Source organism: Pseudomonas sp. PSE1(2024), from assembly GCF_050990555.1.
In the GTDB taxonomy this organism is placed as follows: Bacteria; Pseudomonadota; Gammaproteobacteria; order Pseudomonadales; family Pseudomonadaceae; genus Aquipseudomonas; species Aquipseudomonas aphyarum.
Genome location: NZ_CP158967.1, coordinates 1432392 through 1446483, shown reverse-complemented (window position 1 = coordinate 1446483; position 14092 = coordinate 1432392). Strand labels below are relative to the sequence as shown.

At 60.4% G+C, this 14092-nt stretch carries 12 protein-coding genes; 9 read left to right on the top strand and 3 right to left on the bottom strand.

What is annotated here, in order from left to right:
• Nucleotides 1–19 precede the first annotated feature (19 nt).
• The gene (locus ABTV87_RS06445; protein ID WP_085605388.1) at nucleotides 20–1369 is read right to left on the bottom strand and encodes a spinster family MFS transporter; all 1350 of its coding nucleotides are present in this window, start codon (nucleotides 1367–1369) and stop codon (nucleotides 20–22) included.
• Nucleotides 1370–1672: 303 nt separating this feature from the next.
• On the opposite strand from ABTV87_RS06445, the gene ABTV87_RS06440 reads away from it, so the two are divergent.
• Together ABTV87_RS06440 and ABTV87_RS06435 are read left to right on the top strand one after the other, a co-directional pair.
• Complete coding sequence (locus tag ABTV87_RS06440) at nucleotides 1673–2026, top strand: YkgJ family cysteine cluster protein (RefSeq protein ID WP_007959180.1); 354 nt, start codon at nucleotides 1673–1675, stop codon at nucleotides 2024–2026.
• 163 nt (nucleotides 2027–2189) lie between these two features.
• Entirely contained in the window at nucleotides 2190–4472 is a 2283-nt protein-coding gene (locus tag ABTV87_RS06435) for a putative bifunctional diguanylate cyclase/phosphodiesterase (protein WP_258712985.1), read from the top strand.
• Here the strand turns inward: ABTV87_RS06435 and ABTV87_RS06430 are convergent.
• On the bottom strand, nucleotides 4363–5259 hold the full coding sequence (locus ABTV87_RS06430; RefSeq protein ID WP_258712984.1) for an NAD(P)-dependent oxidoreductase: 897 nt from the start codon (nucleotides 5257–5259) through the stop codon (nucleotides 4363–4365). The genes ABTV87_RS06435 and ABTV87_RS06430 overlap by 110 nt on opposite strands.
• A 197-nt stretch (nucleotides 5260–5456) precedes the next feature.
• Between ABTV87_RS06430 and ABTV87_RS06425 the strand changes: the two genes are divergently transcribed.
• On the top strand, nucleotides 5457–7658 hold the full coding sequence (locus tag ABTV87_RS06425) for a hypothetical protein (protein WP_258712983.1): 2202 nt from the start codon (nucleotides 5457–5459) through the stop codon (nucleotides 7656–7658).
• A 292-nt stretch (nucleotides 7659–7950) separates the two neighbouring features.
• Here ABTV87_RS06425 and ABTV87_RS06420 read toward each other — a convergent pair whose 3' ends face one another.
• Nucleotides 7951–8256 (bottom strand): DUF2288 domain-containing protein, encoded by a 306-nt coding sequence (locus ABTV87_RS06420; protein WP_258712982.1) that lies wholly within the window; start codon nucleotides 8254–8256, stop codon nucleotides 7951–7953.
• Nucleotides 8257–8608: 352 nt separating this feature from the next.
• Between ABTV87_RS06420 and ABTV87_RS06415 the strand changes: the two genes are divergently transcribed.
• The 6 genes from ABTV87_RS06415 (at nucleotide 8609) to ABTV87_RS06390 (ending at nucleotide 14072) form a co-directional block, all read left to right on the top strand.
• Nucleotides 8609–9736 carry a branched-chain amino acid ABC transporter substrate-binding protein gene (locus tag ABTV87_RS06415; protein ID WP_007959167.1) on the top strand — a complete coding sequence of 376 codons (1128 nt, stop codon included), beginning with the start codon at nucleotides 8609–8611 and terminating at the stop codon, nucleotides 9734–9736.
• Between the two features lie 231 nt (nucleotides 9737–9967).
• Nucleotides 9968–10891 carry a high-affinity branched-chain amino acid ABC transporter permease LivH gene (livH, locus tag ABTV87_RS06410; protein WP_007959165.1) on the top strand — a complete coding sequence of 308 codons (924 nt, stop codon included), beginning with the start codon at nucleotides 9968–9970 and terminating at the stop codon, nucleotides 10889–10891.
• Nucleotides 10888–12144 (top strand): high-affinity branched-chain amino acid ABC transporter permease LivM, encoded by a 1257-nt coding sequence (locus ABTV87_RS06405; RefSeq protein ID WP_433899147.1) that lies wholly within the window; start codon nucleotides 10888–10890, stop codon nucleotides 12142–12144. The genes livH and ABTV87_RS06405 overlap by 4 nt, the downstream gene beginning before the upstream one ends.
• Nucleotides 12141–12908 carry a high-affinity branched-chain amino acid ABC transporter ATP-binding protein LivG gene (livG, locus tag ABTV87_RS06400; protein ID WP_007959160.1) on the top strand — a complete coding sequence of 256 codons (768 nt, stop codon included), beginning with the start codon at nucleotides 12141–12143 and terminating at the stop codon, nucleotides 12906–12908. The genes ABTV87_RS06405 and livG overlap by 4 nt, the downstream gene beginning before the upstream one ends.
• Nucleotides 12909–13610 carry an ABC transporter ATP-binding protein gene (locus ABTV87_RS06395; RefSeq protein ID WP_003222380.1) on the top strand — a complete coding sequence of 234 codons (702 nt, stop codon included), beginning with the start codon at nucleotides 12909–12911 and terminating at the stop codon, nucleotides 13608–13610.
• Between the two features lie 156 nt (nucleotides 13611–13766).
• Complete coding sequence (locus ABTV87_RS06390) at nucleotides 13767–14072, top strand: BufA1 family periplasmic bufferin-type metallophore (RefSeq protein ID WP_007959157.1); 306 nt, start codon at nucleotides 13767–13769, stop codon at nucleotides 14070–14072.
• Nucleotides 14073–14092: the final 20 nt, after the last annotated feature.

Below are 14092 nucleotides of genomic sequence, written 5' to 3'. Positions count from 1 at the left end.
TTTTTGTTTGCCTGTCCGATCAAGCGGTAACGGCCTGACTCTGCGGCTCAACCACCGCCACCAGCCCCTCCTTCATCCGCTTCGCATCCCGCACAAAACAGCGCGAGGCGAGGAACAGGAACACCATGGTCAGGAACAACGCCACCGGAATCAGGTACATCGCATCATGCAGGCCGACGGCCTTGAACGCTTCGGTCATCTGCTCGGCGCCCGCCGAGACCATCGCCGACTTGGCGAAGTGATCCGACAAACCACCAACTACCACCGGCCCCAGACCGCCGCCGAGCAAATACAAACCGGCAAAGAACAGCGCCATCGCCGTGGCCCGCAGGCGCGGCTCGACCACGTCCTGAATCGCCGTGTACACGCAGGTGTAGAAGTTGTAGGCGAACAGCCAGCCAACGCTGAACACTGCGACAAACACCCCGATCTCGATGCGCCCGGCATGCAGCGCCCACGCCGTGCACAGGGTCGAGATGATCAGGCTGAACGCGGCAAACAGCAGTCGCCCGTTGGCCACCCGCTGGTGAATCTTGTCGGCGATCCAGCCACCGAGGGTCAGACCGATCAGCCCGGTCACACCGACGATCACCCCGGTCGCCACCGCCGCTTCCTGCAACGGCATCAGGAAATAACGCTGCAGCATCGGCACCAGGAACGAGTTGCAGGCATAGGTCGCAAAGTTGAAGCACAGCCCGGCCATCACCAGCCACAGGAAGGTCGGCACGGCGAGGACGCGGCGAATCGGCCTGTCGACTTTCTCCTGGGACACCTGCACGGTTTCCGCCGCGCCGCGCTTGGGTTCCTTGATGAAGAACATGAACACCGCCAGCACCAGCCCCGGCACGGCGGCGATGAAGAACGGCGCGCGCCAGCTGTCGAACGCCTTGACCATCCAGCCGATGGTGAAGAAGGCCAGCAGCAGCCCCAGCGGCAGGCCGAGCATGAAAATGCCCATGGCCCGGGCCCGGCGGTGAGCGGGGAACAGGTCGCCGATCAGCGAGTTGGCGGCGGGCGCGTAACTGGCTTCACCGATGCCGATGCCCATGCGCACCAGCAGGAAACTCCAGAAACTGCCGACCAGACCGTTGACCGCCGTCAGCGCGCTCCAGGTCGCCAGGCCCCAGCCCATCAGTTTGCTGCGCGAACCAGTGTCGGCCATGCGCCCCAGTGGTAAGCCGGCAATCGCGTAGACCAGGGTGAACGCCGTGCCGACGATCCCCAACTGAAAGTCGCTGAGGTGCCATTCCATGCGGATCGGTTCGATGATGATCGCCGGAATGGTGCGGTCGAAGAAGTTGAACAGGTTGGCGAGGAACAGCAGGAACAGAATGCGCCAGGCATTCGCCGCTTGGGTCGAGTTCTGCATGGGTCCGTCTCTTTATTGTTATTAGGGCTTCACTGCCAACGCATCCGAGCCCGGAACCTGCAATCTAGTCACGCTCGTCGGGGCTGTCTGTGATCATTCGTCAGCCTGATGACGGGCCATGGCCGTGTAACGAAACGTAAGCCCTTGAAATGCTTCGAATCCCCCTAAAACCGGGGGTTTTGCGGAAAAATCCGGCAATGAAAAAATACTTTCTCGCCCCCCTTCCCAACGCCGTGGCAAAGCCTAGAATGGCCGCCGGATCCGTCCGGATCCTGCCGATCAATCCCTTTGATACCCCCGCCCATGTCCGAAGTCAGTCCGTGTCTGAATTGCGGTGCCTGCTGTTCCCATTTTCGTGTTTCTTTTTTCTGGGGTGAATGCGCATCCTCCGGCGGGACCGTACCCGATGAACTGGTCACCCAGATCACGCCCAGCCGTGTCGCGATGATCGGCACCGACCGCAAGGCGCCGCGCTGCACTGCGTTGGAGGGCGAAGTCGGAAAGTCGGTGGCTTGCACGATCTACGACAAGCGTTCCAGCCCCTGCCGCGAGTTCGAGGCGTCGTGGGAAAACGGCGAACAGAACACCGACTGCGACAAGGCGCGGGCACGTTTCGGCCTGCCGCCGCTGCAACCGCACTGGAACGAAGTCGCCTGAGTTCAGGCGTTTCAACGCTTAGCGCCAAACGCTATGACGCTCATGCCAAAATCATTAGCGCCAATGTGCCACTACCGCTTGCACGCCAAAAACCGCCTCTATACTGCAAACATTCGCCTGCGTTGATGACGCAGTAAGGACGTACTCAGAGACGGGGCATGCTATGGAGTGGCTTGGGTTGCAGTTTGTTGCCGAGCAGCCGGAGAGCGGGCAGGTCATCCTCAATTGCACTCACAATCCCCTGTTGGTGCTGGTGGCTTATCTGGTCGCCTGCGCCGCGAGTTTCGCTACCCTCGACATGGCCGAACGGGTCGTCCACGCTGAAGAACCCGGCTCGCAACGACTGTGGCGCTGGATCGGCGCAACCTGCCTGGCCGGCGGTATCTGGGCCATGCACTTCATCAGCATGCTGGCGTTCCAGGCGCCGATCGACATCCAGTACGACCTGCCCGTGACCCTGTTTTCCCTGGTGATCGCGTTACTGGCGTCCTGGCTGGCCATGCACACCCTCAGCCATCCGCAGCCGAGTCTGCTGCAATACCTCAAGACCGCCATCGTCATCGGCCTGGGCATCGCCGGCATGCACTACGTCGGCATGGCCGCCATCGAATCCGCCGCCACGGCTTACTACGAGCCCATCCTGTTCGTGTCATCGATTGTTATCGCCATCGGCGCCAGCTTCGCCGCGCTGTGGGTGGCCGGTTACTTGCGCGAAGGCAGCGGCCTGCACATCCAGCTGCTCAAATACCTGGCCGCGCTGATTCTCGGCGCCGGCATCCTCAGCATGCATTTCACCGGCATGGCGGCGCTGCAACTGGTGCTGCCCGAGGGGCAATTGCCGACATTGGCGTCGCAAACCGGTCACTTGCAGTTGGGCCTCACCGTCGCGCTGATCACGCTGCTGATTCTCGGCAGCGCCATCAGCGCCGCATTGGCCGACAAGAAGCTGCAGAACAAGGAGCACGATCTGCGTCGGGTCAACGCCCTGCTAAGCCAGCTCGATCAGGCGCGCATGTCGCTGCAGCACGTGGCCAACTACGACGCCCTGACCAACCTGATCAACCGGCGCGGCTTCAATCAGATCTTCGCTGAAAAACTCAGCCAGAAATCCAGCGAAGGCGGCATGCTGGCGGTGATGTTTCTCGACATCGACCACTTCAAACGCATCAACGACAGCCTCGGCCATGACGCCGGTGACGAACTGCTCAAGGTCATCGCCCAGCACATCAAAGGCTCGGTGCGCAGCCATGAAGACGTGGTCGCGCGGTTCGGCGGCGACGAGTTCTGCATCCTCATCGGCCTGCGCGACCGCGAAGAAGCGCGCAACCTGGCCCAGCGCATCATGGTCAAGATGAAGGAGCCGATCGAACTGGCCGGACGGCGCATGGTGATGACCACCAGCATCGGCATCAGCCTGTTTCCCGAGGACGGCTCCACTTGCGATGAACTGCTCAAGCACGCGGATCTGGCGCTGTACCAATCCAAGGGTGCAGGACGCAACGGCGTGCACTTCTTCGATTCCAACCTGAAGAACCGCGCCAGCCTCGAACTGCAACTGGAGGAAGAACTGCGCCACGCCCTGCGTCAGGAGAACGGTCTGCTGCTGTATTACCAGCCGATCTTCGAACTCAAGACCGGCAAGGTCACCAAGCTCGAAGCGCTGATCCGCTGGCAGCACCCGGTGCACGGCCTGCTCACCCCGGACCGGTTCATTGCCATCGCCGAAAACAACGGCCTGATTGCCGAACTCGACAACTGGGTCCTGCGCAAAGCCTGTGAAGACCTCGGCGAGCTGTCGCGCCATGGCTGTGAAGAACTGAAGATTGCCTGGAACTGCTCACCGCTGAATCTGGCCCGGGAAGAACTGGCCAATGAAATCGAGCATGCCCTGCGCAGCGCCGGGGTCGCCCCGGAACGGCTGGAACTGGAAGTCACCGAAAACGCCTTGATGGGCAACATCGCCAACACCCTGGTGTTGTTGCGACAGATCCGCGCCCTCGGCGTGTCACTGTCGATCGACGACTTCGGCACCGGTTATTCGTCGCTGGCCTATCTCAAGCGCCTGCCGCTCAACACCCTGAAAGTCGACCGCTCGTTCATCCTCGATATTCCCAAGGCCACCGCCGACATGGAGATCGTCCAGGCGATCATCGTCATGGCGCACACCCTGCACTTGCAGGTGGTTACCGAAGGCGTTGAAAGCCTGGAGCAATACGAATTCCTGGAGCGCTCGGGCTGCGACTTCATTCAGGGTTACCTGCTCAGCCGCCCGGTGCCACTGGCGGAACTGCGCCCGGTGCTGGAGGAAATCAACCAGCGCAAACACGCGCACACGGTCAATCCGCTGAGTCTGGCGCGCGGTACATTTGCACCAGTGTCGCTGGATCCTTCTGCAAAAAGCCTTGTGCCCCATGCAGGCGCATCAGTTGTGCGGCCAATCCGCTGATCGGCGTGGCCGAGCCGGTTTCCCGGGAAAACTTCACCGCGGTATCCAGATCCTTGAGCAGCGTGCGCACGTGCCACTTCACCGGCTCGAAACGGCTTTCGGCCATTTGCGGAGCGAGGATCTGCAACGGTTTGGAATCAGCGAAACCACCGGCCAAGGCCTCGGCGATCAGGCTGGCATCGACCCCGGCCTGCTCGGCCAGCGCCACCACTTCGGCGATCACCAAGGCATTGCAGGCGACGATCATCTGATTGCAGGCCTTGGTCACCTGACCGGCGCCGACGCCGCCCATGTGTGTGACGCGCTGCCCGAGTTCGAGCAATACCGGTCGCACGCGATCAAGATCCGCTGCATCACCGCCGACCATGATCGCCAGGCTGCCGGCCTCGGCCCCGACCACCCCGCCGGACACCGGCGAATCCAGCCAGGCCATGCCTGTCTTGCCGGCCAGTTCGGCTGCCATCTCACGGGTAGCCGTCGGTTCGAGGCTGGAAAAATCCACCAGCAACTGACCGGGTTTCGCCCCTTCGGCCACGCCGGCCGGGCCGAACACCACCTCGCGCACCACCGCCGTGTCCGCCAGGCACAGCATCACCACATCAGCCTGTCCACAGAGTTCAGCGGGGCTCGCCACCTGCCGGGCGCCGGCCTCGACCAGCGGCGCGCACTTGGCCGGGTTGCGGTTCCACACGGTCAGCGGATAACCGGCGGCCAGCAAGCGGCGGCACATCGGCAGGCCCATCAGGCCGATTCCGGCAAACCCCAACGAAGGTCGCGTTGACATCATTTAGCCTCCTTTTGATTAAAGATCGCCGAATAATGGCCGATTCATCATCGATCAGGAAAGGATTCCCCCGCGCGACACTCAGGCAAAGTCCCTGACGCACGGGCAAAACACGCGCAGAAAAAAGACGCGAGATTCCCATTCCGTGAGGCTCGACGACAGCGGTCGTTGATCCAACCAGTCCAGGTATATGGCGCACAATGACTTCTAAAAACAATCCGGCCACTGCGGTATCCGATCTGACTCTGAGCCCTGCGGCGAACAGCCCTGCCCCGATGAAGCCATTGCCACCCTCGCGCCCGCTGGGCACCCAGCAATACCTGTACTTCACCGAAACCAATACCGACCGCATCCTCGACAACCTCGATGGCCTGCGTGACCTGGTGTTCCCGCGCCCGCCGCACCTGGAAGGCGACAACGAACAGCACAACGACCAGGAATTCCCGTCGGTGTGCCTGATCGGCCTCGGTCGCTGTGGCTCCAACATCGCCCTCGACGTGGCGGAATTGGTGTACAACGCGCGCAAGTTCTACCTCAACGAATTCAACAACGAGGATCGTCCATCGAGCGATCGTCGCCTGGCCGACAAGGGCTACAGCCCGGCCCAGTGGATCAAGACCAACCTGCGGATCGGACCGAACAAGGGCAGCAAACCGGTGTTCCTGGTGGAACCGCTGGTGATGCTCGGCGACCTCGACAAGGACATCGCCGGACGCATCCGTTTCTCGCGCAAGGGCGAAAAAAGCGGTTTCCTGCGCGACTACAGCAAGATGAAGATCATGGACTTGTCCGAAGTCCACGCCGGTGGCGCCGGTAACGCGCCGATCCTCGGCCAGTACCTGGCGAAGATCATCCTCAACAAGGACACCCAGCGTTTCTCCAGCCCTGACTGGAAAATGATCCACTCGTACCTGATCGACAGCTGCGGCATCAAGGCCAACCAGTCGCGGCTGTATTTCTCGATCTTCAGTGCCGGCGGCGGTACCGGTTCGGGCATGGCTTCGGAATTCGGTCTGGCCCAGCAGCACTCGTACATGAACAAGACGTTCGACACCAAGCCGATGGACGAACATGACGGCAAGAGCGGTCATTCGTTCGTGTTCGAACCGATCTTCACCAGCGGCATCTGCGTGCTGCCGAACATTTCCGACCACCGCAGCGAAATGTCCGAGGCGCTGCACATCAACGCCGGTCGCCTGCTGTGCAAATACCTCTCGGAAGAATGGGATTTCTCGTACAACTTCGCCAACGAAGACAGCAGCGAAGCCAGCGTCATGGGCCGTATCCGCCCATGGAACGCGATGATGCTGATCTCCAACGACATCATGCGTTACGCCGAAGAGAGCGATGACGGCAACATCCAGAACATTGATGTCAATGCGATGGAAAAGCACGCCAACCAGTACATCTCGCAGCAGATCTTCAACATTCTGACGGCCCAGGCGGTCACGACCGACTACGACCAGAACTATTTCCGTCGCGCCGGCATCGACATCGGCGAGACCATTCGCCTGGACGCCAACGACCTGTTCATGAGTCTGGCCGGCCCGGTGGCGATTGCCTACGCCGAATCCGTGGTGCCGGAAACCCCGCCGCCGAGCAGCGACAAGTTCAAGGTGTTCGACAAAGAGCCGCAGCGCCTGAACATCGACGACCTGTTCTTCCGTTCGATCGACCTGCCGCACTTCAACAAGGTGACCCAGGCCATCGAAGGCATCAGCCTGCTGCCGATCGAGTCCAAGCGCTATCGCGCGTCGCTGGAGCAGTACAAGAACTCCGGCTACGACGCGGCCGCGCTGCATGACCTGCACTTCTTCAAGAACTGCTCGTCGGTGGTCTCGATCGTTTCGCTGCCAAAAGACTACAAGCTGTCGTACATGGACCTGAACCGGTTGAAGACCCACCTCAACAGCCTGTTCCCCAACACCACGCTCAAGCGCTATGCGCTGGTGATCGGCGCCTCGGCCAACCTGTCGCTGACCACCCTGATCGCCAAGAGCCCGTGCCTGTCGGACGACTTCCTGACGCTGATCGTGGCGTTCATCAAGCGTTGCTTCGCCAAGACCCCGTACCGTTTCGACGAGACCCTGGACAACTCGATCCTCGACTTCATCATCAACGAAGAATTCGACGAAGACCGCATCGACGACCTGCTCAACGAATTCGAGAACCCGGCGAAGATCCTCGATACCAACTGGTACGCGATCAAGCCGATGTACGAGAAGAAGTACCGCGAGCTGATCAACGACAAAGATAAGTTTGTCTCGATCAACGACATTCGCCTGTCGCGCGATTGCGTGAAGAAGTCGATCAAGTACCTGCGCGAGATCTACCGTCACCGGATCGGCAAGACCAAGGTCATCTCGCTGAATAACCATACTGGCAAGTCTTACTCGGTCTGACACCAGACCGAGGCGCCCCCATCGCGAGCAGGCTCGCTCCCACAATGGAATGCATTTCCTGTGGGAGCGAGCCTGCTCGCGATAAGGCGCTCAAATTCCCGGTTTATTCAGCCTTCCCAACATCCCGAAACAATTAAGCAGCCGTTAGGCTGCTTACTAAACTGTGCCCGTTACGTTTACGTCACCGTTATGCCACCCACGCTTGTGGCATTTCTCTACGGCAATCGGCCATCACGCTACTCCGCTACACACTTTTTGCCGGCCGGCACTCGCACCAACAAGGTGCAACCCGTCAGGCTGCTGCCCTTTCCTGGACCAGGATCCACGGCCGGACCACCACCGCCCACATCTCTGGATCACGCTCAAAAATATCCAGCGCCCGCGTTTCAGACAGCTTGGCGACCTTCTCTTCGGCCAGCCAGGCAGCGACTTTCTCGCCCTGATCCGACGCCACGGCCTCGGCGACCGCGATCAAATCCAGGCCGGCGTCGACCCACAATAGGGCACCCTGGGCGTAGAAGCGCTCCAGCTCTTTCCAGGTAATAGATGCGGTTTCACCAAGCAGCTTGGCATAGAGGGTGCTAGGTTCTTGATTCATGGGACTGTCCGGAAAAGAAATCGGCGCGAATGATAACGTCGGTGGTCCGGCAGAAAAACCCGGTTGCAAAAGGCCGTACCGAACGAAAAGAGCAGGAACGCCAAGGAATGCTGATGATTGGGGTATAAGCCCTCTGAACGTCCCGCCGCAATTCTGTCTTTTTCTTTCATTTAAGCGACACCCTCAGGTTTTGCCCCCTGGCGCCAGCTTCCCAGGCCAACAACCGGCGCTCTACACTGTACCGGTACAGTTGCCGGGGGCTTTTCCGGAGGGTATCGCCTAGATATCTGTCCCGGTTCTGCTGCTACGGCGTCAGGACTCTAAAAAAATACAACAGTAAGAGTGGAGCACTATGACTAAGGCTACTAAGCAGATTTCCAAACTGTTTGCCGCTATGGTTCTGGCCGGGGTTGCCAGCCATTCGTTCGCAGCTGACACCATCAAGATCGGTATCGCCGGCCCTAAAACCGGTCCAGTAGCCCAGTACGGCGACATGCAGTTCAGTGGCGCGAAAATGGCCATCGAGCAGATCAACGCCAAAGGCGGCGTCGACGGCAAGAAGCTTGAAGCCGTTGAATACGATGACGCTTGCGATCCTAAACAAGCGGTAGCGGTTGCGAACAAGGTCGTCAACGACGGCGTCAAGTTCGTGGTCGGTCACCTGTGCTCCAGCTCCACCCAGCCTGCTTCGGACATCTACGAAGACGAAGGTGTGATCATGATCACCCCGGCTGCCACCAGCCCGGACATCACCAACCGTGGTTACAAAATGGTCTTCCGCACCATCGGTCTGGACAGCGCCCAGGGCCCTGCCGCCGGTAACTACATCGCCGATCACGTGAAGCCGAAAATCGTCGGCGTGCTGCACGACAAGCAGCAGTACGGTGAAGGCATCGCCACCGCCGTCAAATCCACCCTCGAGAAGAAAGGCACCAAGGTTGCCGTGTTCGAAGGCATCAACGCCGGCGACAAGGACTTCTCCGCGATCATCGCCAAGCTCAAGCAAGCCAACGTCGACTTCGTCTACTACGGCGGCTACCACCCGGAGCTGGGTCTGATCCTGCGTCAAGCCCAGGAAAAAGGCCTGAAAGCCAAGTTCATGGGTCCGGAAGGCGTGGGTAACGACTCGATCACCCAGATCGCCAAGGACGCGTCCGAAGGCCTGCTGGTGACCCTGCCGAAATCCTTCGACCAGGATCCGGCCAACGTGGCCCTGGCCGATGCATTCAAGGCCAAGAAAGAAGACCCGAGCGGTCCGTTCGTGTTCCCGGCCTACTCGGCGGTTGAACTGATTGCCCAAGGTATCACCGCAGCCAAGTCCGAAGACCCTGCCAAGGTGGCTGAAGCCATCCACGCCGGCACCTTCAAGACCCCGACCGGCGACCTGAGCTACGACGCCAAGGGCGACCTGAAGGACTTCAAATTCGTGGTTTACGAGTGGCACAACGGCAAACCTAAAACCGAAGTGTCGCCTCAGTAAGGCCCTGCCTGACTGACTGCCAATAAAGCCCACGGCGTGCCGTGGGCTTTGTTTTACGAATGTATTGGGCCGCGCTGGCGTGATCCGCCAGTCTCCCCACCTGAAAATCTCAAAACCGTCATCAGCGGTTCGCTGGCAAAACCCGGATTCGAAGTGGATAAAGATCCACGGGACCGGGCGGGAAAATGACTCCACCAGTGAAATGCGTATCAGGTTTTTAGGAGCGCTGTAATGCCTGACATCTATCACTTCTTCCAACAGCTGGTTAACGGCTTGAACGTTGGCAGCATGTATGCCCTGATCGCCATCGGCTACACGATGGTCTACGGCATCATTGGAATGATCAACTTCGCCCACGGCGAGGTGTACATGATCGGTTCCTACGTGGCGTTCATCGCCATCGCCGGGCTGACCATGATGGGACTCGAAAGCGTCCCGCTGTTGATGACCGTGGCGTTCATCGCCAGCATCGTCGTCACCAGTTCCTACGGTTACAGCATCGAGCGCATTGCCTACCGCCCGTTGCGCGGCAGCAACCGTCTGATCCCGCTGATTTCCGCGATCGGTATGTCGATCTTCCTGCAGAACACGGTTCTGCTGGCGCAAGACTCCAAGGACAAAGCAATCCCCAACCTGATTCCGGGCAACTTCGCCTTCGGCCCGGGTGGCGCACATGAAGTGCTGATTTCCTACATGCAAATCGTGGTGTTCGTGGTGACCCTGATCGCCATGCTCGGCCTCACGCTGTTCATCTCCCGCTCTCGCCTGGGCCGCGCCTGCCGCGCCTGCGCCGAAGACATCAAGATGGCCAACCTGCTGGGCATCAACACCAACAACATCATCGCCCTGACCTTCGTCATCGGTGCTGCGCTGGCGGCCGTCGCGGCCGTGCTGCTGAGCATGCAATACGGCGTGATCAACCCGAACGCCGGTTTCCTCGTCGGCCTCAAGGCCTTCACCGCCGCGGTACTGGGCGGGATCGGCAGCATCCCCGGCGCGATGCTCGGCGGGCTGGTGCTCGGGGTGGCGGAAGCCTTTGGCGCCGATATCTTCGGCGACCAGTACAAGGACGTCGTGGCTTTCGGCTTGTTGGTTCTGGTGCTGTTGTTCCGTCCGACCGGCATTCTGGGCCGTCCGGAGGTTGAGAAAGTATGACTAGGAATCTTAAACAGGCGCTGTTCAGTGCCTTGCTGGTCTGGGCCGTGGCCTATCCGGTACTGGGTCTGAAACTGACCATCGTCGGCATCAACCTGGAAGTGCACAACACCAGCCCGGCCATTCTGGCGACCATCGCCGTCTGCTCGGTGCTGATGTTCCTGCGGGTGCTGTTCAACCAGCAGATCAGCAAGGCGTGGCGCTCGTCGCCAGGCATGCCGCTGATTCCGGCCAAGGCCAGCAACTTCCTGACCCTGCCGACCACCCAACGCTACTTCATCATCGCGCTGATCATCGGTGCGCTGGTGTGGCCGTTCTTCGGCTCCCGTGGCGCGGTGGACATCGCGACGCTGATCCTGATCTACGTGATGCTCGGCCTGGGGCTGAACATCGTGGTCGGTCTGGCCGGTCTGCTCGACCTGGGTTACGTCGGCTTCTACGCCGTCGGCGCCTACAGCTACGCGCTGCTGTCGCACTACTACGGCCTGAGCTTCTGGATCTGCCTGCCGATTGCCGGCCTGATGGCGGCGACGTTCGGCTTCCTGCTCGGCTTCCCGGTGTTGCGTCTGCGCGGCGACTACCTGGCGATCGTGACCCTGGGCTTCGGGGAAATCATCCGCCTGTTCCTGCGTAACCTGACCGACATCACCGGCGGCCCGAACGGCATCAGCAACATCGAGAAACCGACGTTCTTCGGCCTGACCTTCGAACGTAAAGCCGCAGAAGGGATGCAAACCTTCCACGAGTATTTCGGCCTGCAGTACAACTCGATCAACAAGGTGATCTTCCTCTACCTGGTTGCTCTGTTGCTGGCACTGGCGGCGCTGTTCGTGATCAACCGCCTGCTGCGCATGCCGATCGGCCGTGCGTGGGAAGCGCTGCGTGAAGACGAAATTGCCTGCCGTGCGCTGGGCCTCAACCCGACCGTGATCAAGCTCTCGGCGTTTACCCTCGGCGCGGCATTTGCCGGTTTCGCCGGCAGCTTCTTCGCCGCCCGTCAGGGTCTGGTGACGCCGGAGTCGTTCACCTTCATCGAGTCGGCGATCATCCTCGCCATCGTGGTGCTGGGTGGCATGGGCTCGCAGCTGGGCGTGATTCTCGCGGCCGTAGTGATGATCCTGCTGCCGGAAATGATGCGTGAGTTCAGTGAGTACCGCATGTTGATGTTCGGCGCCCTGATGGTGCTGATGATGATCTGGCGACCTCAAGGTCTGCTGCCCATGCAACGTCCTCACATGGAGCTGCGCAAATGAGCCGCGAGATCCTGAAAGTCGAAAATCTGAGCATGCGCTTCGGCGGCCTGCTGGCGGTCAACGGGGTGGCCCTGACCGTGAAGGAAAAACAGGTGGTGGCACTGATCGGGCCGAACGGCGCGGGCAAGACCACCGTGTTCAACTGCCTGACCGGTTTCTACCAGCCATCGGGCGGCAGCATCCTGCTGGACGGCGAGCCGATTCACGGCCTGCCGGGCCACAAGATCGCCCTCAAAGGCGTGGTGCGCACCTTCCAGAACGTGCGGTTGTTCAAGGACATGACGGCGGTCGAGAACCTGTTGATCGCCCAGCACCGTCACCTGAACACCAATTTCCTGTCCGGCCTGTTCAAGACCCCGGCGTTTCGCAAGAGCGAGCGCGAGGCCATGGAGTTCGCCGAGTACTGGCTGGAAAAGGTCAACCTGAAAGAGTTCGCCAACCGCCCTGCCGGCACCCTGGCCTACGGTCAGCAACGTCGCCTGGAAATCGCCCGCTGCATGATGACCCGTCCGCGGATCCTCATGCTCGACGAACCGGCCGCCGGCCTGAACCCGAAGGAAACCGAAGACCTCAAGGCGCTGATCAGCGTGCTGCGTGAAGAGCACAACGTGACCGTGCTGCTGATCGAACACGACATGAAACTGGTCATGAGCATTTCCGACCACATCGTCGTGATCAACCAGGGCACGCCTCTGGCCGACGGCACGCCGGAACAGATCCGCGACAATCCTGAAGTGATCAAAGCCTACCTGGGGGAAGCGTAAATGCTGCAGTTCGAAAACGTTTCCACCTTCTACGGCAAGATCCAGGCCCTGCACAGCGTCAACGTCGAAGTCCGCCAAGGCGAGATCGTGACCCTGATCGGCGCCAACGGTGCCGGCAAGTCCACGCTGCTGATGACGCTCTGCGGTTCGCCGCAGGCCCACAGCGGCAGCATCCGCTACATGGGTGAGGAACTGGTCGGCCAGGACTCGTCGCAGATCATGCGCAAGAGCATCGCCGTGGTACCGGAAGGTCGTCGGGTGTTTGCCCGTCTGACCGTCGAAGAAAACCTGTCCATGGGCGGATTCTTCACCGACAAGGGCGACTATCAGGAACAGATGGACAAGGTCCTCGGACTTTTCCCACGCCTCAAAGAACGCTTCAACCAGCGCGGCGGCACCATGTCCGGCGGCGAACAGCAAATGCTCGCCATCGGCCGTGCGCTGATGAGCAAGCCGAAACTGCTGTTGCTCGACGAACCGTCGCTGGGCCTGGCGCCGATCATCATCCAGCAGATCTTCGACATCATCGAACAGCTGCGCAAGGACGGTGTGACGGTGTTCCTGGTCGAGCAGAACGCCAACCAGGCGCTGAAAATCGCTGACCGTGCGTACGTTCTTGAGAACGGCCGGGTGGTGATGCAAGGCACCGGCGAAGCGCTGCTGACCGACCCGAAAGTGCGCGAGGCATACCTCGGCGGTTGATGGATCGCTTCAAACAAAAAACGGCCTCTGGGCCGTTTTTTTGTGCCCGGCAAAAAAACTTTATTGATCGCTGTAACGCATCGCCGAGTCGTTTCTCTAGTGGGGCAAGCAAGCGCAATCGCTTGTTCAAACCCAAGTTCAAACCGGAGAAACATCATGACTGCTACCACCCGCACCCTGTCCGCCACCGCCCTGGTTCTGGCCCTCGGTTCTGCTCTGAGCATCGCTGCCGTCTCCACCGCCCACGCCGCTGACGACAACATGGAAAAATGCTTCGGCGTGGCCATGAAAGGCAAGAACGATTGCGCCGCAGGCGCGGGCACCACCTGTGCCGGCACCGCGAAAATGGATCATCAGGCCAACGCCTGGAAACTGGTTCCGAAAGGCACCTGCGCCACCACCGAAAGCAAAACCTCGCCGACCGGTTTCGGTCAGCTCGAAGCGTTCAAAGCCAAGTCCTGATCCGGGAGCCGCCCGAGTGT

Coding starts and splice junctions, on each gene's coding strand:
- ABTV87_RS06440 (WP_007959180.1), top strand. CDS start 1,673: ATGTCCGAAGTCAGTCCGTGTCTGAATTGCGGTGCCTGCTGTTCCCAT.
- ABTV87_RS06425 (WP_258712983.1), top strand. CDS start 5,457: ATGACTTCTAAAAACAATCCGGCCACTGCGGTATCCGATCTGACTCTG.
- livG (WP_007959160.1), top strand. CDS start 12,141: ATGAGCCGCGAGATCCTGAAAGTCGAAAATCTGAGCATGCGCTTCGGC.
- ABTV87_RS06405 (WP_433899147.1), top strand. CDS start 10,888: ATGACTAGGAATCTTAAACAGGCGCTGTTCAGTGCCTTGCTGGTCTGG.
- ABTV87_RS06395 (WP_003222380.1), top strand. CDS start 12,909: ATGCTGCAGTTCGAAAACGTTTCCACCTTCTACGGCAAGATCCAGGCC.
- livH (WP_007959165.1), top strand. CDS start 9,968: ATGCCTGACATCTATCACTTCTTCCAACAGCTGGTTAACGGCTTGAAC.
- ABTV87_RS06420 (WP_258712982.1), bottom strand. CDS start 8,256: ATGAATCAAGAACCTAGCACCCTCTATGCCAAGCTGCTTGGTGAAACC.
- ABTV87_RS06390 (WP_007959157.1), top strand. CDS start 13,767: ATGACTGCTACCACCCGCACCCTGTCCGCCACCGCCCTGGTTCTGGCC.
- ABTV87_RS06445 (WP_085605388.1), bottom strand. CDS start 1,369: ATGCAGAACTCGACCCAAGCGGCGAATGCCTGGCGCATTCTGTTCCTG.
- ABTV87_RS06415 (WP_007959167.1), top strand. CDS start 8,609: ATGACTAAGGCTACTAAGCAGATTTCCAAACTGTTTGCCGCTATGGTT.
- ABTV87_RS06430 (WP_258712984.1), bottom strand. CDS start 5,259: ATGATGTCAACGCGACCTTCGTTGGGGTTTGCCGGAATCGGCCTGATG.
- ABTV87_RS06435 (WP_258712985.1), top strand. CDS start 2,190: ATGGAGTGGCTTGGGTTGCAGTTTGTTGCCGAGCAGCCGGAGAGCGGG.